Raw genomic sequence first — 22,076 nt, 5'->3', positions numbered from 1 at the left:
TCTGTCGCTTGATGGGCCTGCGTTAGAGGCCTATTTCATGATTTATTCGGAGGGCATGGCGGCCGCCGTCCAGATGCCTTGTGGGCTGCGCTGTCACCGTGCCGCGACCGGGTCGAAGCCAAAAAACGAGGCCGCAGACTGCATCTCCGGCAGCACATAGACCACGCCCGGCGCATGGCCCAGGTGGGGCAGCACAAAGCGGTCGTAGAACGCGGCGGGCACGTTCACGCAGCCGTACGAGATGCGGTTGTCTGCCGGCGTGGCGCTGGCCAGGCGCTGCAGGCGGCGCTCAGCCGGGTTGGTCGCGCGCACCCGGTGCAGCGAGACCGCGTCGTCGTAGTCGATCCAGACAATGTCCTCGCCCTGCAGATTGCGCCCCGGCTCGGAGACAAAGCGCCCGGCAGGCGTGGTGCGCTCGTGCGGTGCGATGCGGGACATGGGCCGCTCGCCGATGCCGGGCACCGAGCGGTCGCCCCGCGCCAGGCCCAGCAGCACGGGGGCGGATGCCTGGAGCGTGCCGTCGGCGCTGAACACATGCACCGCGGCAGCGCGCTTGTCCACCAGCACGAACGGCAGCCGCGCGTTGTTGCCGCTGCGCCTCACCCAGTGGGCCACCGCGCGCGCCTCGGACGACAGCGCGGGCTGCGCCGCGGTCGTTGCGCGGGGAATGGTGGCGCTGCCGCGGGCCGGCGCCGCCTGCGCGGCGCCACCGCACCCGGCCGCCACAGCCCCCAGCACCGTGCACGCACGGATCCAATGGAGCCAAGAAGAGGAGCAGGGCAGTGTCATGGGAAAGGGCAACGAAACGTCAGATTCATGATTCTGTGGCGCACGCAGGTGGCGCAGCCATCCACACGCTTCACAAAAAAGCGGCCATTTCGTGTGAAATGGCCGCTCGTCGAACGGCTATCAAAACCGCGAAGGTCAGTGTCTACTATGCCAGAGCGCTCGGGGCGGTGCGCCGCGGCGCGTGCCTGGCCGGCCGGTGCATTGCCGATCAGCGGTACACGTGCTCGCCGCGGTTGTTGCGCCACTCGTTTTCGAGATAGGCGGCGTCGTCGTCCGACTTGGTGCGCAGACCCATCAGAATGCCACCGCGCTTGATGCCTTCTTCATAGTGCTTGACGCGCTCTTCGGGGATGTTCCAGCCGATCAGTGCGCCGATCAGGCCACCACCGGCAGCACCCGCTCCAGCACCTGCGGCGGCCGCTGCCAGCGGGCCGGCAATCACCAGACCCAGGCCAGGCAGTGCCAGCGTCGTGCCCACGGCGGCAATGGCCGCGATGACCGCGCCCACGGTGCCGCCAATGGCGCCGCCAATGCCTGCGCCTTCGGCTGCCTTGTTGCCCAGCTCGGTTTCCCGGCCCGCGGTCGTGTCGCCAAAGTGGCGGGTGCGGGTTTCATCGGACATCACCAGGTTCACGTCGTCCTTGGAGTAGCCGCGGGTGTTCGCTGCGTTGTATGCGGCCTCGGCACTGTCGCGGTCGGGGAACAGGCCCGTCACGAGCTTGCCCGAGGGGGTGGTTGTGGTGGTCGTGCCGGTGGTGGAGTTGATGCCGGTCGTGTCGGTGGTCGGGTTGTAGGGCGTGTTCATGGCTTTTCCTCTCAGGTCAACAGGGATGAATAAAGGCTGGGACGGGGTACAGCAAGGCCGTCAGTTGCGGTCTGCACGGGCGCGCCGGGTGCCGTAGGCGCCCATGCGCTGGCCACTGCTGTTCATGTCGGAGCTCATGGAACCCGTGGTGTTGTTGGTGTTGGTGTCCATGTTCGATGCACTGGAGCCCGTTCCCATCGATCCGCTGGTGCTGCCGGCCGTGCCCGCATTGCCAGTCGTGCCGGTGGTGGTGTTGGTAGTGCTAGTGCCGGTGCCGGTGCGGTTCTGGACCTGGTTGGCGGCATCCCGGGCGCGGTCGGCGGCAGACTGGTCGGTGCGCACCACGGTGCCGGTGTCCGAGCGCGGCACGGCCTTCTGGGTGGCTTGGGACGCGTCTTGCGGTGTGACGCCGACCGAGGCAGGAGGCTGTGTGCTCGTACTCGGGGTCGTCTGGGCGAATGCGCCGCTGGCTGCCAGCGCCAGGGCTGCGCCCACTGACATGGCTTTGATCGATGCGTTCAACATGGCTTTCTCCTTGTCCGAAAGTGGGTAAACGAACCAGAAGCAGGCCGCAGGGCGCGGTGGGGAACGGTGTGCCACGGGGGCGGTGGCCTGTTCCCAGTTCGAACTTTCAGTGTGCTACCCGGCGCTGTCCGGGCCAGCGGAAAAAGCGCCCGTGAGCGTGTAGGAGATATCCGCCAGCTTGGATGGCTCCCTGGCTGCGAGGACGCCACTAGACGCTGATGCCTGTTGGATCAGGGGATGTTTTGCCAATTTACCTTAGTAGATTTGTACTACCCATGCGCCTAAAAAAAGGCGCTTTGGCCTAATCAAAAAAGGGCTCAATGCCCATGCTCCCATTCCTTGCGTGGCTATATTTAATTTATCCGCAAGAGCATTGTCTCCAGGTGGAGTGAATAAAAATCAAAAATATACCAAACTGGAGATATATATGCAATCAGTCGGCCATCTGTTGCATGCCGTTGTGGAGTTTTTAAAGGGCGAGTCCGGCGTGTCGCTTATAGAGTGCATATTAATAGGGGCAATTATCGCGGTGGTTAGCGCACTTTCGTTTCTCGCGCTGTCCAAAGAAATGCAAGGGTAGATCATGCAAGAATTTTATTCTTTAATGGAACTCCTGGTGGCGCTCATCAAGGATCCGCGCACCGCCGTTCTGTTTATATTTCTGGTGGCGGCTTCTGTGAACGACTACCGTACCTATAAGATTCCCAATTGGTTAACTGTCAGCGGTATTGTTTTTGGATTGATTTACAGCGCGATAGTGCCGTTTTCACGCGACCATGGATTTTTTTGGGCATTGGGAGGGCTCGTGCTGGGGTTTTTGATCATGCTGCCCTTATACGCATTGAGAGTGATGGGTGCCGGGGATGTAAAGTTAATGGCCATGGTGGGTGCTTTCCTGGGTGTGAGCGATACCTTGTATGCCGTCATTTTTTCATTCATTGTGGGTGGTATTGCGGCATTGGTATTTGCGCTATATGCCAAGGCATTGGTACGCATGCTGCTTAATGTCAAGGACACTGTGCAAATGGTGGTGATTTCGGCTGTTGGCGGTTTCAAGCCGGAAGTGCAGATAGAGGCACAAAAATCGGTAGGAAAACTGCCGTATGGCATCTGCATCAGTATTGGAACAATGACGTACGCCGTGGCAAAGCAACTAGGTTACGCATAAATCGTTCACTCAAGCCCATGAAAGACAGCAATGAAAAACATTAAAGCCCTCGGATTGTTGTTTCTTGCCTTGATGGTCGGTCTGGCAGCGGCAGTCTATGCAGCAGGCTGGGCAGCACGGCAATCGAATATTGCCTCCCACAAAGTCGTCGTCGCTGCGGTCGATATTGAAATGGGCAGCAAGATCAATCCGCAAATGCTCACATCGACGGACTGGCCCAGCGGTTCCATACCGGAAGGCTCTTTCAAGGACATCAACGAGCTGCAGGACCGGGTCGTTAAAGTCAGCGTGCTGAGAGGCGACGCGGTGCTGGAGCGCAAGCTGGCACCTGCTGGTACCCAGGGCGGTCTTTCGGCCGTCATTGCCGAAGGCAAGCGGGCGATGACCGTGCGCGTCAATGACGTCGTCGGCGTGGCCGGCTTCGCTCTTCCTGGAAATTACGTCGATGTCATGGTCAATGCCCAGCAAGACAAGGGCAAGGGGGAAGAAGGCAAACAAATCAGCAAGACCGTGCTCGAGCATGTGCTGGTGTTGGCCGTGGCCCAGGAGTCAAGCCGGGATGACACCAAACCCAAGGTCGTCAGCGCCGTCACCCTGGAGTTGTCGCTCGAAGACTCCGAAAAACTCGACCTGGCCCGCAGTGTCGGCACCCTGTCATTGGTATTGCGCAACCAGATTGACAAGAAAACCGTAGCCACTTCTGGCATTACCAAGAGCCAGCTTTTTGGCGAAAAGGAAGTACCGCCCGCCGCCGTGAAAGTGGCAGCTACCACGACGTCTGTCTACAAACCAAAAGCAGTGATAGCCAAGCCGGCCGCGCAGCCAGCGACTGAATGCGTCGAAGTGATTCAGAACGGTTCCCGATTTATCAACTGTTTCTAAATAAAAAAAGAGGGAGCAAATAAAATGCACAAAAAATATAAGAGCCTGATTTTTCTTGCCACATTGGCCCTGGCTGGCCAATCGTTCAGCCAAGACAAAGCAGTTGCAGCCACTCATCCGACCACGAACCCGACCGTCGACCAAGCACCACGCGCGACCTCAGGTTTAAAGCCCTGTATTGGCGAGGCGAGGGTCGACCCCCCCACCTATATGGCTCTCGGCAAGTCGCGCGTCATACCGCTGGATTACCCCGCATCCCGCATGCTCGTTGGCGGGCATTCGTTCAGCCGCGCAGGCCGGGCGATTTCAGCGGCCGACAAGGCGGTCTCCGGAATGCCAGCCAATGCACCGGCAGTGCCGGCGGCTTCAGCACAAGGTTCGGATGGCGTAGCAGATGTGGAGATCACGTTGCTCAGCCCCAGAGAACTGTTCTTTCTGGGCAAAAAGGCCGGCTCCATGAACGTGATCCTGCAGAGTGCCGATGGGCGTTGCGTGGTCAAGGACATCATCGTCACCATCGATCCGGACACGCTGCAGTCCAAGCTCGCCGAGTTGATGCCTGAAGAAACCGGCATCAAGGTCAAAGGCGCCGAGAACGCCATTGTGCTGACCGGCCGGGTCAGCGACGCCATCAGGCTCGACGAAGTGATGAGTCTTGCCACCGCCTACGGCGATGGCAAGAAGGTCGTCAACATGCTGCGCATCTCGACGCCGCAGCAAGTCATGCTGGAGGTCAAGATTGCCGAGGTCAGCAAAACCTTGCTGGATAAATTCGGTGCCAGTGTCGCCATCAACCGCTCGAGTGATGGTGGTGCCAACAGCTTCTCCTTGCTTTCCAATTTCCTCAGCAATGGTGGTGGATTGCTGCAAGCGCTGAGGGTCGGCAGGACTGCGCTCAATCTCGATGGCCAGAAAGACGATGGCCTGGTGCGGGTGCTGGCCGAGCCCAACATCATGGCTATCAGTGGCCAATCCGCCAGCTTCCTTTCGGGCGGCAAGATTTTCATTCCGGTGTCGCAAGACAACACAAACGGCAGACCCACCATCACGCTGGAGGAGAAGGAGTTTGGCATCGGTGTCAAGTTCACGCCGACCGTGCTCGATGGCACCCGGGTCAACTTGAAAATGGTGTCGGAAGTCTCTGATCTGTTGCAAACCGGCTCGCCTTTCACCAGCGTCAACGGCGTGACCTCTATCTTGCCTTCGCTCACGGTGCGCCGGGCAGATACCACCGTGCAACTCAACGATGGACAAAGCTTCGTGATTGCCGGTCTGATCAAGAACAACGTTACCGAAACCATCAAGCGCTTCCCCGGCCTGGGTGAAGTGCCGGTCATGGGCGCCTTGTTCCGCAGTACCGAGTTCCAGAACGACCAGACCGAGCTGCTGTTCATCGTGACCCCTCGCCTGGTCAAGCCGCTGATGGAGGTTCCCAGGCTGCCGACTGACAACCATGTGGTGCCGAGCCGCGCTGAAGTGATTTTCAACGGCAGTCTGGAAGGCGCTGCGCCGGCATCTGCCGCTCCGGCTCCCGCCGCTGAAATCAAGTAATGGAGCGATTATGAACACACCTGCAATTGCCCTGCTAATCACCTTGCTGACAGGTTGCGCCTCGGTGACGCCCAACTACGACGCGAAGTTCGGCGATGCCGTTCGCGAAGCCAAACTAAAAATGATGATTAACCCTGACGCTGGCAGGAATCCAGACCAGGTGCTGGGAATGGACGGCAAATCGGCCAGGGAGTCGATGATTATTTACCAGGGAACATACAAAGCACCGCCGCCACCGGTCAATGTGATCAATATTGGAGGAGGCATTGGAGGAGGTAAATAGCAACCCATAAGCCAAGGGTTGACTTATTAAAAAATACAAAGCAAGGATATTTATTCAATGTTCTATTTTTGCAAATTATTAGATAGGAGGGCGATCCATGTAGTGACATCAATGCTATTGCCGCAGGAAATTTTTTAAATTTTTAACTTATTAACTTTAAGAGGCTATCAAATGAACACATTTCTCACTCAAGTCAACAACTCCATCCGTTCCTTTGCAAAAGATGAGGAGGGTGCCCAGATTATTGAATATGCTTTGATTATTGCTGTAGTTTCTATTGCTTTAATTGTAGCAATGGCTGCATTGGCTGGGACGGATTTTAGTAAATGGATTGATAGAGTTGGAGTCTGCTTGACTGGTTCAGCCGCTTGTGTTTAATTAAATTTAGAGATGACGCGCTTCATAAGTTGCGTCATTTCAATGTTTATTTAAATTATTCCAAGAGTAATATTATGAATCGCCATCGTCAAAAAGGTGCAGTTATTGTCACCGTAGCACTTTCCCTGCTCTTCCTGCTCGGATTTATGGGGATTGCGCTGGACTTTGGCCGCCTTTTTATTGTGAAGACGGAGTTGCAAACCGCCATGGACAGTTGTGCCTTGGCAGCGGCGCAAGAGCTGGATGGGGCCCCCGATGCGCTCCCAAACGGCGGTAGCGTCGGGCGAGCAGCCAGCGCTGGAATGACAGCGGGAAATCTCAACAAAGTACATTTTCAGGGGGCATCAGCAGGAATCATCGCTACCGACATTGCTTTCAGCGACTCGCTGACCGGAAGCTACAGTCACAATTTCACGCCGACAGACAAAGCAAAGTATGTCAAATGCACGCATATTAAATCTGGATTCGCTCCCTGGCTATTGCAAGCCATGGGGGCATTTAGTGGCAATGCAGATTATGGAAAAACACAAAGTGTTGGCGCACTCGCAGTAGCCACCAAAGTGCCATCTCAAACCAATTGCCTAATTCCTGTTGGGGTTTGCCAATACAGCCCATCGAATCCCTTGGGATTCACTAGGGGTGAATGGGTTAAGGGCGTAACTAATGATAATGAAGAAGTGGAGGTCGGCGGTCAATTCCGTTGGGTAGACTTTACGGGAAATGGAGGAGGGACACGAGAAATAAAAGATTTACTTTCTGGTAATGGTCAGTGTGGACTTCCGGGTAAAACTACAAAAGTTAATGATATCGGGAAGTCAGGAAAATCCAATGGGGCCGTTGAGGCATGGAACACTAGATTTGGAATATATAAAGGTTCATACAGTTCCGCAAACAGTACGCCAGACCTTACGGGTTATTCTTGGTATGAAAGTAGCGACACAGTTCCGTCAAGCATGCTAGGACGATACGATGATGTCTCAAATAAAGGATTTCAATACCACCGTGCTAACAATGATCCCTATGAGGGGGATAATAAAAATCCTGATACTAAAAATCTAAAAACACAAGGAAGTTCAAGTAGCATAGCCACGCATAAGTTGGGTGCTAATCGTCGAATTATAACAGCTCCAATAATCGATTGCGCCACTATGAATGTGAAGGCCTTTGGGTGTTTTTTGATGCTTCACCCTTTAGAAAAAAATGCTAGCGGCAAAAAAAGCAAGATGTGGATCGAGTTCATCAGTGATGCCAGTGCAGGTAAAAATAATCCATGTGCTACGGCTGGATCACCGGGAGGATCCGACGGAGTTCGCGTTCCTTCTCTAGTGCAATAAGGGGTAAAAATGAAAAATAAAGAACATGGGGTGGCGATTATTGAATTCGCCTTGATACTCCCGCTTTTGCTGATTCTGACATTTATTGCCACGGAATTTGGCCGTGCCATTTATCAGTACAACACTATCACTAAGTCAGTGCGTGATGCTGCTCGCTATCTTTCCATGCAAGATCCAACGATAAAAGTCAATGATCTAGGAAAAATAACTATAGCAAGAAATCTCGTTGTATATGGAAATCCAAATCCTGGTATTGGCGATCTTCCATTGGCTATTGGATTAAAACTTGAAAATGTCCCTGCTGCAAATATTCAATGGAATATTAAAGGTGCCAATCCGTCAATCAATGTCGTCACCATTAGCGTGACTGGATACAAATTTAAATCGTTGATATCCAATGCTTTTGGGGTTGTTTTTGGTGATTCCAAAGGTGATATTTCTTTTGGTGAGATCAGTGCAACCATGCGAGCTCAATCATGAAAAATCAAAAACAAGCCGGGGCTACCATGGTGGAGTTTGCCTTGGTGCTCATTGTCTTTTTGACGTTTTTGCTCGGTATTATCGATTTCTCACGCATGTTATGGACCTGGAATGCGGCTAATGAAGCCACCCGCTGGGGTGCCCGCGCTTCGGTGGTTTGTGACAAAGATGCCACCGTGGTTTTGAGCAACATGAAGAAGTTTTTGCCACAGCTTACCGCAAGCAACGTCAAGATTGATTGGTATGACCAAACTGGAAACATTAGCACCAGTTGCAACCACACCAATTGCGCTGGTGTCAATGTTCGAATTAATGGTCTAAATTATCAATGGATATCCCCCGTCGGTTTTAGCAACTATGGATCGATACCCATGCCGGGATTTTCTACATACCTGCCCAGGGAGGTCATGGGACAAGATCCTGACAGTGCTGCTGTCTGCTCCTGAATTTCAGTGAAAGCACAAAATGAAAATCGCTCTTATTTCCCCCAACAAGAATCACCTGCAAGACATGGGCAAGGTGCTTCAGGCGCAATTGCACACCGTCACGCTCTTTGATGGTGGAAAGAGCCGGATGCGCGCGGTGGTTGAACAAGAGCAGCCAGACCTGATGCTGGTGGATGGCATGTGCTGCGACCCACACGAACTGGTTCAAGTCGAATATGTCACCACCCACCATCCCAAAATCGCGGTCATTCTGCTCTGCGCGACCCAGACGCCGGAGTTCCTGATCAACTCGATGCGGGCAGGAGTGCGCGAAGTTCTGCCTTCACCGGTGATCGCGGAGGCGCTGGAGGCAGCTGTCAGCCGCATTGCGGCCAAGTTGATCACAACCAAACCCAAGGGCGTAGGCAAGGTACTGGCTTTCATGCCCTGCAAAGGCGGAAGTGGTGCCACGTTCATAGCGACCAATCTGGCCCACCAGTTGGCGGAAACGAACTCGGTTCTGCTGATCGATTTGAATCTGCAGTTTGGTGATGCCCTGTCTTTTGTGCACGACGGCCAGCCAGCTTCCACATTGGCGGATGTGGCGCATGACATCAGTCGTCTGGATGCATCCTTCCTTTCTGCCAGCACCGTCAAAATTTCTGCCAACTACAGCATTTTGGCGGCGCCTGAGGACCTGACCAAAGCAATGGAGATCAAGCCCGAGCATATTGACACGATCCTCGGTCTGGCGGTGACCCAGTACGACTTTGTGCTGCTGGACATGGGCCGTACCCTGGACACGATGGCCATCAAGGCCTTGGACCGGGCTTACCGCATCTTTCCGGTGCTGCAGGCCGGGCTGCCAGGTATTCGAAATGCAAGCAAGCTCTTGGCTGTCTTCAAGTCGCTGGGTTATCCGGAAGACAAGATCGAGATGATCGTCAACCGCTTTGAAAAAGGGGGAGACATCAGCCTTGATGGCATTCAGCGCTCGCTGGGCACTGTCAGCCTTCGCACCGTGCCAAATTCGTACAAAGAAGTGAATGCATCGATCAATCACGGCGACGCCCTGGCCGAAATGGCATCTTCCAATACGGTGACAAAAAGTTTGGCGGAGTTCGCCTTGTCGCTCAGCCCGAAGCAGGAAGACAACCGCAGCTTGCTGGGGCGTTTGTTTCGGCGGGCATGAAGTACAGCGCTGCCCTTGGTTTTTCTCCATTGAATGGGAGTTAAAAAATGTCCTTCCGAGACAAACTCAATGCCGTCGCCGCAGAACCCATTGCGCCGCGGCCGCTTCATGCCGTCAACGATGCGAATCAGGGCCACGTTGCCAGTGAGGCCTACAAGGTATTGAAGGGCCAGATGCATCTCAAGCTGGTCGAAAAGTTTGACTTGGCGGCGTTGGAGAATTTGTCGCCCGTCATCCTGCGCCAGGAAATCGCCACCATGGTGGAGCGCCTGCTCCTTGAGGAGCAAGCCGCTATCAATGACATTGAGCGGCGCACGCTGATCCGCGACATCCAGCATGAAATGCTCGGCTTCGGGCCGCTTGAACTGTTGATGGCCGACCCCACGGTGTCGGATATCTTGGTGAATTCCTACCAGCAGATTTATGTGGAACGCAAGGGCAGGCTGGAGCTGACCAACGTCACTTTTACCGATGAGAAGCACCTGCTGCGCATCATTGACAAAATCGTGTCGCTGGTAGGGCGGCGCATTGATGAGTCCAGCCCCATGGTGGATGCCAGGCTGCCAGATGGGTCGCGCGTCAATGCGGTGATTCCGCCGGTAGCGCTAGACGGTCCCATGATGTCGATTCGCCGGTTTGCCAATATTCCACTGCGAATGGAAAACCTGGTGATGGAACTCAAGAGCTTGACGCCAGAAATGGCGTTCATGCTGGAAGGTCTGTGCAAAGCCAAAGTCAACATGATCATCTCGGGCGGCACCGGTGCTGGCAAAACGACCTTGCTCAACATTTTGTCGGGCTATATCCCCGAGTCAGAGCGCATCGTCACCATCGAAGATGCGGCCGAACTGCAGATGCAGCAGCCCCACGTGGTCCGACTGGAAACCCGGCCCATCAATATTGAAGGCAAGGGTGAAATTACCCAGCGCGCACTGGTGCGCAACGCCCTTCGGATGCGGCCTGACCGTATCGTGATTGGCGAAGTTCGCGGCGCTGAAGCGGTGGACATGCTGCAGGCCATGAATACCGGCCATGAAGGATCGCTGACCACCATCCATGCCAACACGCCGCGCGATGCCTTATCGCGGCTTGAAAACATGATTGGCATGGCCAATCTTAACCTTCCACACAAGGCCGCCCGTCAGCAGATTGCGTCGGCGATTACGGTCGTGATCCAGGGGCTGAGGCTGATTGACGGAAAACGCAAGATCACCAGCATTCAGGAGATCACCGGCATGGAAGGTGAAATCATCACCATGCAGGAAATCTTCACCTTCAGGCAAACCGGTATCAGTGCAGCAGGCGAGGTGCAAGGCCATTTTCAGGCAACCGGCGTCAGACCTAAGTTTGCGGAGCGTTTGCGCTCGTTTGGGGTGGTGTTGCCTGATGCGATGTTCGACCCCGCGAAACATTACGAATAAAAGGAGTTAGCATGCTGCAAACCCTTGGCGGCAACGCCTTCCTTGTGATATCGGTGCTTGTTTTCGTGGCGGTGCTCTTGTTGCTCGAAGGGGTTTACCTGTTCTGGAAGTCGTACAAGGGTCCCGAGGCCAAGAAAATTGAAAAGCGCTTGCAAGCGCTCTCGGCGTCCTCGGATCACACCAAACAGGCGCAACTGTTGAAACAGGGAATGCTCAGTGACGTGCCCGTCATCGCGCGTTTTCTGCTGGGCATGGCCAAAGCGGAAGGATTAGGGCGGTTCATCTTTCAGGCGGGACTCAGCTGGACCGTATCCAGGCTTTTACTGACCTGCGCAGCACTGGGCGCCATCAGCTTCACGCTGGTGATCTACCTGGCGCACCAGTCGCTCTTGCTGGGGGCAGTGGTAGGAGCCATCTTTGCAACGGTCCCCCTGTTGTATGTCAGCTATCAAAGAACACGCCGCTTGGACAAGTTCGAAAAGCAATTGCCTGATGCACTCGATCTGATCACCCGTGCCCTGCGCTCTGGCCATGCTTTCTCATCGGCCTTGCAAATGGTGGGCGATGAAATGGCGGAGCCCGTCGCTGGAGAGTTTCGTGTTGTGCACGACGAAGTTAATTTCGGTGTTTCGCTGCAGCAGGCGCTGACAAACCTGAGCGTTCGCATCCCCCTGACCGATTTGCGTTATTTCATCGTATCGGTACTTATTCAACGCGACTCCGGCGGCAACCTGACCGAGGTCCTTGGTAATTTGAGCCGCTTGATTCGCGAACGGCTCAAATTGCTTTCAAAGGTAAGAATTTTATCCTCGGAAGGACGCTTGTCGGCCTGGATATTGGGCATCATGCCTTTTGCATTGGCTGGCTTGATGTATCTCTTGAATCCGGCTTTCATGGCGCCGTTATGGACCGACCCTATCGGCATTTCAATTATCAAGTACATGCTCATCCTGATGGCTTTCGGCGCGCTGATGCTCAGGAAAATAATAAAGATACACGTATAAAGGAAATGCAAATGTCATTACTTCCTTACCTTGTATTTTTTTCTGTCACCTTGGGACTCATCGGACTTTATCTATGGCTGGTGCCAAGCAAGACCGAGAAACGTTTGCAAGCCATGGCAGGACCGTCTGAACAACCGCGGTGGACAGAAACCTTTGTGAAAATCGCTGGTCCATTGGCCAAGTTGTCTTTACCGGCTGGTGATTTTGAAAAATCCCCACTTCGAATCAAATTCTTGAATGCCGGGATTCGATATAAGAATGCTTATATTATTTATTTTGGCTGCAAGACACTGATGCCAATTGTATTTTCAGCAGCTGCATTTATAGCGCTCAGAGCCGTGGGAAAAACGGGTACGACGTTCTTGTTTTATATGCTGCTGTCAGCTCTGATCGGCTGTTATTTACCGAATTTGTTTCTGTATTTTAAAATTAAAGGCCGCCAGCAGGAAATTTTTGAAAACTTTCCCGATGCGGCTGATCTGATGCTTGTCTGCGTGGAAGCCGGTCTGGGACTGGATGCGGGATTGACCAAAGTTTCCGAGGAAATTCAGATCAAAAGTGTTGCACTGGCCGAAGAGTTGCATCTGACCAATCTGGAAATGAGGGCCGGTGGCACCCGGGAAAAATCATTGCAAAATCTTGCACTTCGCACCGGTATCGAGGAAATCAGCATTTTTGCAGTAATGCTGATCCAGGCAGACAAATTTGGAACGAGCATTGGCGAGTCGCTGCGGGTTTTTTCCGATGATCTGCGCCATAAACGTCAGGTACGGGCTGAGGAAATGGCAGCCAAAGTGCCTACAAAAATGTTATTTCCCCTGGTGCTCTGCATATTTCCTTCCATTATAATGGTCATCATGGGACCTGCAGTTATTCAGGTGATTCGCACCCTTCTTCCGATGTTGGGCGGTAAGGGATGAGCGTGAATGTTCTGTCCATTTTGCCTGGTAAATTCAAGGGGTTGTCTGCGCATCTGGATTGCCCGAAGAACCCAAGTTGCCAAGCTGATGCTTGGATGCGTAAACGTACAACTCAAGGCGATTGCTGACGCCCAGCTTTTGGTAAATCGCAGTCAGATGATTTCGCAGGGTATGCTCGGATATAAAAAGCCGATCAGCAAGCGCTTTGTTGTGCGCACCATTACCTTCGATAACGGCATAAATGATTTTTCTTTCCCGAGGGGTCAGGCTGGCCTGTTTTTCCGCTTCGGGGTTCGATTTTTTGGTGAGTTTGGTAGTCGTAAATTCCCTGAACACCCTGCTGAGCGTTTCACGGTCAAGCCACATTTCTCCCTCGGCCGTTTTTTCGATGGCCTTCAGCACTTGTTCCGCTGATGCGTCTTTCCGCAAAATCCCACGTGCACCTCGAAGAACTGCCAGATCGAGCGTCGCCTGGTTGCGTTCTCCGGTAAAAATCAATACCTGCGAGGCAGGATTCAACAGCAGCGCGGGGAGAATGTCGAGAGCGCTTTTTCCGCCCAGATCAAGATCCAGCAAAATAACATCCGGATGCAGAGAGCCTATTTTCTCAAGGGCCTCTTCACCGGTTCTTGCGGTTCCTGCCACTTCCATTCGCGGCTTTTCACTTTCAATCAGTTTGACAAGCCCCCATAGCATGGTCTGGTGATCGTCTATGAGCAGGACGCGAATCGGTTTTGATGAAAATGTCATAGAACCACCCTATACAGGTATTTCAACGTGAACGACCGTATTGCCATCTGGACCGTGATTAATATGCAGCTTGCCTCCCAGCACAGCGGCCCTTTCACTTAGAGAATTTGGGGTGAAAGCTACAGGCTGGTGCCCTTGATTTTCATTTTCAATTTCAATCTTGATGGATTCGTTGATATGGTGAATTTTTACATGTCCTTTTTCTGCGAGAGTGTGTTTGCAGATGTTGCTCAATCCTTCGCGCACGAGCTGTAATATCTCTATAGCCAAACGATCGCTTACCCTGAATTCGCCCGCTATGGTAATGCTGATGTCAATTCCATAAAATTCTTTAAGCTGCTCCGCCTGTTGATTCAAAGCCACGAGAAAAACGGGTTCGATTTTGCTGTGCCGATTTTTAAAGTTCGCGGCAAAACGGCGTAAATCACCAATTACTTTTTCTGCCATCCGTGCTAATTTATCAATATCCTCAATAAGTGGGTTGTCGGCAGAAGCCTTGTTTCGAATGGCTCCCAGTGCCAACTTCAAGCCGATGTATGGCTGGATGGCAGTATCATGGAGATCCAATGAGATTTTGTGCCGTTCCTGCAGTGCGGCTTCTGAAGCCATTCTATCGAGAATGTCAATATTATCAATGGCAGGAAAGGCTTGTGCCAAAATATGGCTTAAAAATAAAGCATCCGCTTTGCTGAATGATTCGTTGGGCGAGAGTAAATAAATTCGACCGTGTTGTCGCCTTAATGACAAAGGTGCGCTGAGGAAGGACCGAGTATCCAGAATTTCAGCGAGATTTTTAATGGACTCTGCTTCGTGCTTCTCCCATCGTTCCCTGGAGCAGTCATAGGCCATCGATTTCTGAAACAAAGACGACGAGAAAAGCCAGAGCGGGCTGGTGTATGCAATGATGTGGTCGTCAGAAACCGCCATCAGAGGCGCAGCGGCTTCTGCATTCACTGCATCGGCACTGATCGCTGATGTTGAATTTTTGTCTTTTATCGTGCGAAGAAAATAAGTGCCAAGCTCTTTATCGCGCAGTACCAGAATACAGCTTCTGGCCTTGAAAAACCGTCGCGTTTTTTCCAGTACGTTAACAATGGTTTGATCGACTCCAAATCGAGGATTGGATAAGCGACTTACATCACGGAGAAGATTAAGCTGGTGCATTAATCTTACTTTTGATTCGCCCCAGTACACGCTCATATAGCCGAAGGTCAGCAGAAAGGTGGTGCGCAAAAATAATCGAGATAAATCGCTTTGCGTTTCCAGTGCCAAGCCAGATGCAGAAAATAGTATGGCCGATGCAACGGTGACTCTAGCACCCTCTTCGAAACCCCATCGAAAAGAGGAGGTGAGAATGGCGAAGAAAAAAAACAGAAAGAAAAAACTGTCCACCCCACCGGTGAAAATAACAATAAGCGCAAACCACAATACATCCAGTCGGTGAACCAGGATGCTTTGCGAGAATGGCTTTTCGCGCAGGGAGAAAACATAAATAAATATACTGTGGAACAAGTATCCGAAAAATACAAGCCAAGTGAAATTTTCTCTGCTGCTCAAACCTGAGGGGTCAACAAAAACGGCGAGTAGCACCGAGACGGCCAAGACCATGCGCATTCGGCTGACCATTTTTGCATCGGCGGAATTCATTGCAAAACTTGAATCAGTTTCGCCTTTTATGTCATCATTGGATTTCAGCATGTGCCCTCTCTGCTCAAGAACATGGGTTCAACAATCCTGATTCACCGCACCGATGCAGACTAATTTAACACTTTGATGCATGACAATCAATAAAAGACTTGTCCTCCTCTTTAATTTGCTCCGCATACGCGATCAGTGATTTCTTACACCGCGGGTACGCATGAATTGGTTGGGTGCGCTGCACTCGATTTTTTCAACTCCAGCAAAGCCGACCGTGACGGTTGAACGTTCTGAAGAGTGCATAAAAATCAGGTTGTTGCGGCGCTGGAAATCTGGGGCGAAGCCTTGCACAACGCAGTTGATTGTTGATATGCAACGCATTCAAGAAGACCAGATGGCAGTGCGAAAAGGGTAGGGTGCCACCACCTTGATGGACATCGACAGCCATGGGCTGCTGGATGCCTAGATCGGCGTTATGGACTTGGGGGAGCTGAGCCTTGCAGAACCGTGGCAGGCCTTGGATCGCTGTGCGGTTCTGTCAGTCGGTGCCGGGTGACAAGCTGCGGAGCATCGATATCGTGTCGGCGTCGCATTGGCAGTGGCCGATGCGTGCCGCTGATAATTTGCGGCGGGGATGCCGTCAGCATCGGGTAAGCCGACCTCAAGCCATTGATTGTCAGACCTGCCGTGCCGCCGCCGCGTTGCGCCGAGCGGCACTTCCCGAAAGTCGTCGACAACTGAATTTCCAGGTTTCCAATAAAAAATGCCAGTCAGCGTGAGCTGACTGGCATTGCCCTTACAGGGCCCGTTTTGAATCGATATTTTCCAGATAATTAGCTGCGGCGGCGGCGTGCAAAGCATGCGCCCAGCAAGCCCAGCCCCAAGAGTGCCAGGGTGGCAGGTTCCGGAACTGCGGTACCGGGGGCGCCGAGCACGAACACAATTTCAGGGCCGTCATTTGCATCGGCGAAGGCGAAGCGGAACTGAACTTTATCGGTGGCGGAAAATGAGGAGAAGTTGCCCAGCAGGTAGTCTGCGAAGCCAAGCCCGTTATTGATGTCAGGTACGCTGACTGGGCCCGTGAATGTGTCGACGATAATGTCGTTCACACGCATATCGAACGCTACCAGCGTTTGTGGAGAATTAGCATTCGTCTGATTCAAATTGAGACCAAGCCGAAGCGTGTTGCCCGTACCAATGACATTAAGAAGGGTCTGCCCGGTGTAGGCGGGTGAAAGAAGATCCCAGTTGGTCACATTGCCTTGAGAAGGCAAAGGCTGCGAAGGAAAACTCGCCGGGTTTTGGCACGATGGGCTGCTAAAGACGCAAGGGCTCTCAACAGAGTGTTGAAACTGGTTGCCAACGACAGGGGTCAAGCTGATGGTATTGGCGGTAGCACCACCGCCGAATGCAAGGCCTGCCAGGCCCAGCGCCAACGCATAAAGTTTGGTGGTCATGATTGCTGGCTCCTAGAAAAAAGTGCGGTGCCAAGCTATGAGCAATATGCGTGCCAGAAATTTTTTTCTTTGTAGGGTAATCACTTACATTGCTACCTCTACCGTATCTTCAAAAAACTGTCAAAAAATCCGACGGCTGTTATGGACTTAATGGATGTTCTCAGAAGCAGAAAATACAAACGTTCAACTGCTGGCCATGGTCGTGGCCAGTCTGAACAGGAGCTCATTTGGCACTGCTGCACCAAGGCAATGGCCAAGGTGTCGTTAGAAGGTGCAATACGTGATCTTCAGCGGCATGACCACGCACAAGCAGGCCAGGCGCCAGCTTGAGCAGACCCTGCAGTCGCAGATCATCCTTGGCGCGAGGGTGCGCGGCTCTTGCCCTTCAGGCGTGGTAACCGCTGGGGCGCAATGCCCACGACCTTGCGCATGCCCGCACCATGTGCCCATGCTCGTGGCGTTCGATGAGCACGTACCTCACCGGGATTGCCTGGCAAAGTACGCTGCCCTTTCCAGATCAAATCTTGCGGCGGCGTGCCCACGATGCGCCGAGTAAGGCGATACCCATCAGCGCAATCGATCCCGGCTCAGGAACTTGCGTTGGACCGCAATTGGATGTGCCCAAAACACAACCTGCGAATTCAAAGTTATTGCCACCATTGCCGACTTGTTGAAACCTGACGCTGAAGGGGCTTGTGAACGAAATCCCATTCGTCAGGAAGTTGCCAGCGGTTGTGAGGGTCAGCGAAAAGGTATCGCTCCCTCCTTCGGAAAGTCCATTGCCGTTGCCACCGCCGGAGCAGTTGTTGCTGCGCCAAATGCACAGATCCACAGTCGCGAATGACGGGAATGTATTGTTGATTCCAGCATCCCAGGACCCGGTCGCCGAAGCCCCCGTCAGTGTGGGGCTGACCATGTCAATCCCGAATGACATCAGCCGGTTCTGGCCCGGGCCGCTGGAATCATTGGAAACTTTCAGCCCAAAGGTTGCGCTTTGGGCCGACAGCGAGTTGAGCGTGAACTGCATCGTGGCAGACAGCGTGGCGCCATCTCGGGTCGTCGAATACAGGATCGAACCCGTATCGGACACACTGTCGAAAAGCATGAGCGCAGCATGGGTGCTGCCCATTCCCATCAATCCGCCACAAAGGGCAACTGCTTGAACAACTTTCTTCAATTTCATGGTGGCTCCCTCGGTTGTATGTGCACGTTGCACACTGCAACAAGCAAGCACGATGTATGCCATTTCAAAAATAATGAGTGAAATCAATGCGTTAGCGTCGCCTTGCGTCGGTATCTGCGACGAAATGTAAAAATGTTCGACAAATATGGAGGTGCCTTCTCCTCCTAAGCCGCCGAACGGTGCTTTCCCCTGTTTCGTCTCTAGCGCTTCGGACGCGTTGTAAGCGCCCAGCCACGCGGCATTGCCATTGCCTCAGTTAACATTCACCCCTTGAGCCGCCGGGCACGTCAGCGCGCCCGGCGGCGACTGCCGCCCGGCCCTGGCGCTGCGCAGCGGCGCGGTGTTACAGGTGATTCGTGCGACTCAATTCCATCAAACTCTCCGGCTTCAAGTCGTTTGCCGAACCGACCAACTTCCTGCTGCCCGGCCAGCTGGTGGGTGTGGTGGGGCCCAACGGCTGCGGCAAATCCAACATCATGGATGCGGTGCGCTGGGTGCTGGGCGAGAGCAAGGCCAGCGAGCTGCGCGGCGAGTCGATGCAGGACGTGATCTTCAGCGGCACGACCACGCGCAAGCAGGCCAGCCGGGCCAGCGTGGAGCTGGTGTTCGAGAACAACGACCACCGCGCGGGCGGGCAGTGGAACCAGTACGCCGAGATCGCCGTCAAGCGCGTGCTCACGCGCGATGGCACCAGCAGCTACTACATCAACAACCAGCCGGTGCGCCGCCGCGACGTGCAGGACGTGTTCCTGGGCACGGGCCTGGGGCCGCGCGCCTACGCCATCATTGGCCAGGGCACCATCAGCCGCATCATCGAATCGCGCCCTGAAGAGCTGCGCCTGTTCCTCGAAGAGGCGGCGGGCGTCTCCAAATACAAGGAGCGCCGCCGCGAGACCGAGAACCGGCTCTCGGGCACACGCGAAAACCTCACCCGCGTCGAAGACATCCTGCGCGAGCTCAACCTCAACCTGGAAAAGCTCGAAAAACAGGCCGAGGTGGCGCAGAAGTACAACGCGCTGCAGGCCGACGTGACGCTCAAGCAGCACCAGCAATGGTTCTTGAAACGCGCCGACGCCGAGGCCGAGCAGGCCAAGGTGCGCATGGACGGCCTGCAGGCCGTGAACGACCTTGAAGCGCGCATGGCCGAGTTGCGCCACATCGAGTCCGAACTGGAGACCATCCGCCAGGCGCACTACGCCGCTGGCGACCAGGTCAACCAGGCGCAGGGCAAGCTCTACGAGACGACGGCCGAGGTGGGGCGCCTGGAGGCCGAGATCCGCTACGTGATCGAAGGCCGCCAGCGCGTGCAGCAGCGCCTGGTCGCGCTGGCCGAGCAGATCACGCAGTGGTCCGAGCGCAAGGAGGAGGCCGAGTTCGAACTGGAGAACCTGGCCGGGGCCGGAGTCGATGCCGAAGAGCGGGCCGAACTGCTGGCCGCCCAGGTCGAAGAGCAGGCGATGCAGCTGCCTGACCTCGAGGAAGCCCTGCGCCAAAGCCAGCACCACGCCAACGAGCAGCGCACGGCGGTGGTGCAGGTGCAGCAGCAGATCCAGGTGCTGGCCGCCGAACAGCGCAGCATCGACGAGCAAAGCCGTCAGCAGGACGCCCGCTACGAGCGCCTGCGCGCCGACCGCAATGCCCTGGCCGCGCCCGACGAGGCGCGCCTGGTCAACCTGCACGGCCAGCTGACCGCCGCGCAGGAGGGCGTCGAAGTGACCGAAGCGCGCCTGGCCGAGCTGCAGGACGCCGTGCCGCGTCTGGACGAAGAGCGGCGCACGCGCCAGCAGGCGGTGAACCAGGAAGCCGCGCGCCAGGCCGACCTGTCGGCACGCATGGAAGCGCTCAAGGCCTTGCAGGAAAAGCTCAAGACCGACGGCAAGCTGCAGCCCTGGCTGGCCAAGCACGGGCTCGAGGGCCTGCAGGGGCTGTGGAGCCGCATCCACATCGAGCCCGGCTGGGAACACGCGCTCGAAGCGGCGCTGCGCGAGCGCATCGGCGCGCTCGAAGTGGGGCGTCTGGACAGCGTGCGCGGCTTTCTGGGCGCGGGCGGGGCCGATGCGCCGCCGGCCAAGCTGGCGTTTTTCAGCCCCCCTGCGGCCTCGGCACCCGAGCCTGCGAGCGATCTGCCGCGCCTGGCCGATTTGCTGCGCCTGCACGATGTCGGCCTGCGCGCCGTGCTCGGCGACTGGCTGCAGGGCTGCTACACCGCCCAGTCGCTCGATGAAGCCCTGAACCGGCGCAGCCAGCTGCAGGCCGGCGAAGCCCTCTACATCGCCGGTGGCCATGTGGTTACGCGGCACAGCGTCGGCTTCTATGCGCAGGACTCCGAGCAGTCGGGCCTGCTGGCGCGTGCGCAAGAGATCGAGCACCTGGAGAAAGAACTGCGCGCGCAGGCGCTGATCACCGACGAGGCGCGCACGGCCCTGGTGCGCGCCGAGGGCGCCTATGCCGACGCCGCGCAGCGCCTCACCGCCGTGCGCCGCGAGGCCACCGAGGCGCAGGGCCGCGCGCACGGGCTGCAGGTCGAGCATCTGCGCCTGTCGCAGCTGGTCGAGCAGACGCGCGCGCGCAGCGAACAGATCGGTGCCGACCTGGCCGAGGTCGAGGAGCAGCTGGCCGAACTGCAGGAGCGCCGCGTGACGGCCGAAGCGCGTTTTGAAGAGCTCGACATGCAGTTGGCCGACAGCCAGGAGCGCCACGCCCAGCTGGGCGACCGCGTGATCGAGGCCGAACGCAAGCTGCACGAGTGCCGCGAGCAGCAGCGCAGCCTGGAGCGCCAGGCGCAAGAGGCCACGTTCTCGCAGCGCAGCGTCGAGGCGCGCCGGGCTGAACTCTCGCGCACGCTGGCGACGGCCTCGGGCCAGGCGACGGCGCTGGCCGACGAGCGCGTGCGCGCCCAGGGCGAGCTCGAGCGCCTGTCCGACGCGGCCGCGCAGGGCGGCCTGCAAGACGTGCTGGCGCTGAAGATGGAGCGCGAGCACGCCCTGGCCGCCCAGCGCAGCACCTACGACGGCCTGAGCACCCAGCTGCGCGCCAGCGACGAACGGCGCCTGCAGCTCGAGCGCGCGCTCGACCCGCTGCGCGCGCGCATCACCGAGTTCCAGCTCAAGGAACAGGCCGCGCGCCTGGGCCTCGAGCAATACACCACGCTGCTCGCCGACGCCCAGGCCGACCTGGAGGCCGTGGCCCGGTCGATTGCCGAGGGCAACGTGCGCGTGGCCGGGCTCCAGGGCGAGATCGACCGGCTGCACCAGGGCATCGCCGCGCTGGGCGCCGTCAACCTGGCCGCACTCGACGAACTGGCCGCTGCGCGCGAACGCAAGACCTTCCTGGACATGCAGACCGCCGACCTGACGGAAGCCATGAACACGCTCGAAGACGCGATCCGCAAGATCGACGCCGAGACGCGCGAGCTGCTCTCGGGCACCTTCGAGGCGGTCAACGGCCATTTCGGGCGCATGTTCCCCGAGCTGTTCGGCGGCGGCAACGCCCGGCTCATCGTCACCGGCGACGAAATCCTCGATTCCGGCGTGCAGGTCATGGCCCAGCCGCCGGGCAAGAAGAACCAGACCATCCACCTGCTCTCGGGCGGCGAAAAGGCCCTCACGGCCATCGCGCTGGTCTTCGCCATCTTCCAGCTCAACCCCGCGCCCTTCTGTTTGCTCGACGAGGTCGATGCGCCGCTGGACGACGCCAACACCGAGCGCTACGCCAAGCTGGTCTCGAGCATGAGCCGCGAAACGCAGTTCCTGTTCATCAGCCACAACAAGATCGCGATGGAAATGGCCGAGCAGCTGATTGGCGTCACCATGCAGGAGCAGGGCGTCTCGCGCATCGTCGCGGTGGACATGGAGTCCGCCCTGTCCATGGCCGACGCGGCCTGAACACCAA

At 55.9% G+C, this 22,076-nt stretch carries 20 protein-coding genes; 13 read left to right on the top strand and 7 right to left on the bottom strand.

All coding sequences use genetic code 11. The features are described 5' to 3' along the window. Positions 1-93 precede the first annotated feature (93 nt). The 3 genes from B2J86_RS01015 to B2J86_RS01005 all read right to left on the bottom strand — a co-directional run bounded on the left by B2J86_RS01015 (position 94) and on the right by B2J86_RS01005 (position 2,119). Positions 94-789 carry a hypothetical protein gene (locus B2J86_RS01015; RefSeq protein ID WP_254067940.1) on the bottom strand — a complete coding sequence of 232 codons (696 nt, stop codon included), beginning with the start codon at positions 787-789 and terminating at the stop codon, positions 94-96. A 208-nt stretch (positions 790-997) separates the two neighbouring features. Further along, the gene (locus B2J86_RS01010; RefSeq protein WP_206041333.1) at positions 998-1,594 is read right to left on the bottom strand and encodes a hypothetical protein; all 597 of its coding nucleotides are present in this window, start codon (positions 1,592-1,594) and stop codon (positions 998-1,000) included. A 60-nt stretch (positions 1,595-1,654) separates the two neighbouring features. After that, the gene (locus tag B2J86_RS01005; protein WP_173024509.1) at positions 1,655-2,119 is read right to left on the bottom strand and encodes a hypothetical protein; all 465 of its coding nucleotides are present in this window, start codon (positions 2,117-2,119) and stop codon (positions 1,655-1,657) included. Between the two features lie 583 nt (positions 2,120-2,702). On the opposite strand from B2J86_RS01005, the gene B2J86_RS01000 reads away from it, so the two are divergent. The 12 genes from B2J86_RS01000 (at position 2,703) to B2J86_RS00945 (ending at position 13,157) form a co-directional block, all read left to right on the top strand. Next, positions 2,703-3,287: a prepilin peptidase gene (locus tag B2J86_RS01000; RefSeq protein WP_173024508.1), complete on the top strand. Its 585-nt coding sequence runs from the start codon at positions 2,703-2,705 to the stop codon at positions 3,285-3,287. A gap of 30 nt (positions 3,288-3,317) precedes the next feature. Further along, complete coding sequence (gene cpaB, locus B2J86_RS00995; RefSeq protein ID WP_173024507.1) at positions 3,318-4,169, top strand: Flp pilus assembly protein CpaB; 852 nt, start codon at positions 3,318-3,320, stop codon at positions 4,167-4,169. Positions 4,170-4,193: 24 nt separating this feature from the next. Continuing rightward, complete coding sequence (locus B2J86_RS00990) at positions 4,194-5,720, top strand: type II and III secretion system protein family protein (RefSeq protein ID WP_173024506.1); 1,527 nt, start codon at positions 4,194-4,196, stop codon at positions 5,718-5,720. 10 nt (positions 5,721-5,730) lie between these two features. Then, positions 5,731-6,003, top strand: coding sequence for a hypothetical protein (locus B2J86_RS00985; protein ID WP_173024505.1), 273 nt, complete (start codon positions 5,731-5,733; stop codon positions 6,001-6,003). Positions 6,004-6,174: 171 nt separating this feature from the next. Continuing rightward, a complete protein-coding gene (locus B2J86_RS00980) occupies positions 6,175-6,381 on the top strand; it encodes a Flp family type IVb pilin (protein ID WP_173024504.1) in 207 nt (68 codons plus the stop codon). 74 nt (positions 6,382-6,455) lie between these two features. Continuing rightward, positions 6,456-7,715, top strand: coding sequence for a pilus assembly protein TadG-related protein (locus B2J86_RS00975; RefSeq protein ID WP_173024503.1), 1,260 nt, complete (start codon positions 6,456-6,458; stop codon positions 7,713-7,715). Between the two features lie 9 nt (positions 7,716-7,724). Then, positions 7,725-8,195 carry a TadE family protein gene (locus tag B2J86_RS00970; RefSeq protein ID WP_173024502.1) on the top strand — a complete coding sequence of 157 codons (471 nt, stop codon included), beginning with the start codon at positions 7,725-7,727 and terminating at the stop codon, positions 8,193-8,195. Beyond that, a complete protein-coding gene (locus B2J86_RS00965) occupies positions 8,192-8,641 on the top strand; it encodes a TadE/TadG family type IV pilus assembly protein (RefSeq protein ID WP_173024501.1) in 450 nt (149 codons plus the stop codon). The genes B2J86_RS00970 and B2J86_RS00965 overlap by 4 nt, the downstream gene beginning before the upstream one ends. 19 nt (positions 8,642-8,660) lie before the next feature. Beyond that, complete coding sequence (locus B2J86_RS00960; RefSeq protein ID WP_173024500.1) at positions 8,661-9,812, top strand: AAA family ATPase; 1,152 nt, start codon at positions 8,661-8,663, stop codon at positions 9,810-9,812. Between the two features lie 47 nt (positions 9,813-9,859). After that, positions 9,860-11,233: a CpaF family protein gene (locus B2J86_RS00955; RefSeq protein ID WP_173024499.1), complete on the top strand. Its 1,374-nt coding sequence runs from the start codon at positions 9,860-9,862 to the stop codon at positions 11,231-11,233. Between the two features lie 11 nt (positions 11,234-11,244). Then, positions 11,245-12,237: a type II secretion system F family protein gene (locus B2J86_RS00950; protein ID WP_173024498.1), complete on the top strand. Its 993-nt coding sequence runs from the start codon at positions 11,245-11,247 to the stop codon at positions 12,235-12,237. 11 nt (positions 12,238-12,248) lie between these two features. Continuing rightward, positions 12,249-13,157: a type II secretion system F family protein gene (locus tag B2J86_RS00945; RefSeq protein WP_173024497.1), complete on the top strand. Its 909-nt coding sequence runs from the start codon at positions 12,249-12,251 to the stop codon at positions 13,155-13,157. Between the two features lie 33 nt (positions 13,158-13,190). Here B2J86_RS00945 and B2J86_RS00940 read toward each other — a convergent pair whose 3' ends face one another. From B2J86_RS00940 to B2J86_RS00925, 4 genes are all read right to left on the bottom strand, one after another. Then, a complete protein-coding gene (locus B2J86_RS00940) occupies positions 13,191-13,907 on the bottom strand; it encodes a response regulator transcription factor (protein ID WP_169170462.1) in 717 nt (238 codons plus the stop codon). Positions 13,908-13,916: 9 nt separating this feature from the next. Further along, complete coding sequence (locus B2J86_RS00935; protein ID WP_173024496.1) at positions 13,917-15,605, bottom strand: sensor histidine kinase; 1,689 nt, start codon at positions 15,603-15,605, stop codon at positions 13,917-13,919. Positions 15,606-16,378: 773 nt separating this feature from the next. Further along, positions 16,379-17,002 carry a PEP-CTERM sorting domain-containing protein gene (locus B2J86_RS18045; RefSeq protein ID WP_240965083.1) on the bottom strand — a complete coding sequence of 208 codons (624 nt, stop codon included), beginning with the start codon at positions 17,000-17,002 and terminating at the stop codon, positions 16,379-16,381. Between the two features lie 517 nt (positions 17,003-17,519). Continuing rightward, positions 17,520-18,185 carry a cistern family PEP-CTERM protein gene (locus tag B2J86_RS00925; RefSeq protein ID WP_169170455.1) on the bottom strand — a complete coding sequence of 222 codons (666 nt, stop codon included), beginning with the start codon at positions 18,183-18,185 and terminating at the stop codon, positions 17,520-17,522. Between the two features lie 356 nt (positions 18,186-18,541). Here B2J86_RS00925 and smc point away from each other — a divergent pair, with 356 nt between their 5' ends. Beyond that, on the top strand, positions 18,542-22,069 hold the full coding sequence (smc, locus tag B2J86_RS00920) for a chromosome segregation protein SMC (RefSeq protein ID WP_173024495.1): 3,528 nt from the start codon (positions 18,542-18,544) through the stop codon (positions 22,067-22,069). Positions 22,070-22,076: the final 7 nt, after the last annotated feature.

Source organism: Acidovorax sp. SRB_14 (genome assembly GCF_012932145.1).
GTDB lineage: Bacteria > Pseudomonadota > Gammaproteobacteria > Burkholderiales > Burkholderiaceae_C > Simplicispira.
The sequence above is the reverse complement of the archived record's forward strand: the minus strand, read 5'-3'. Positions and strand labels throughout refer to the sequence as shown.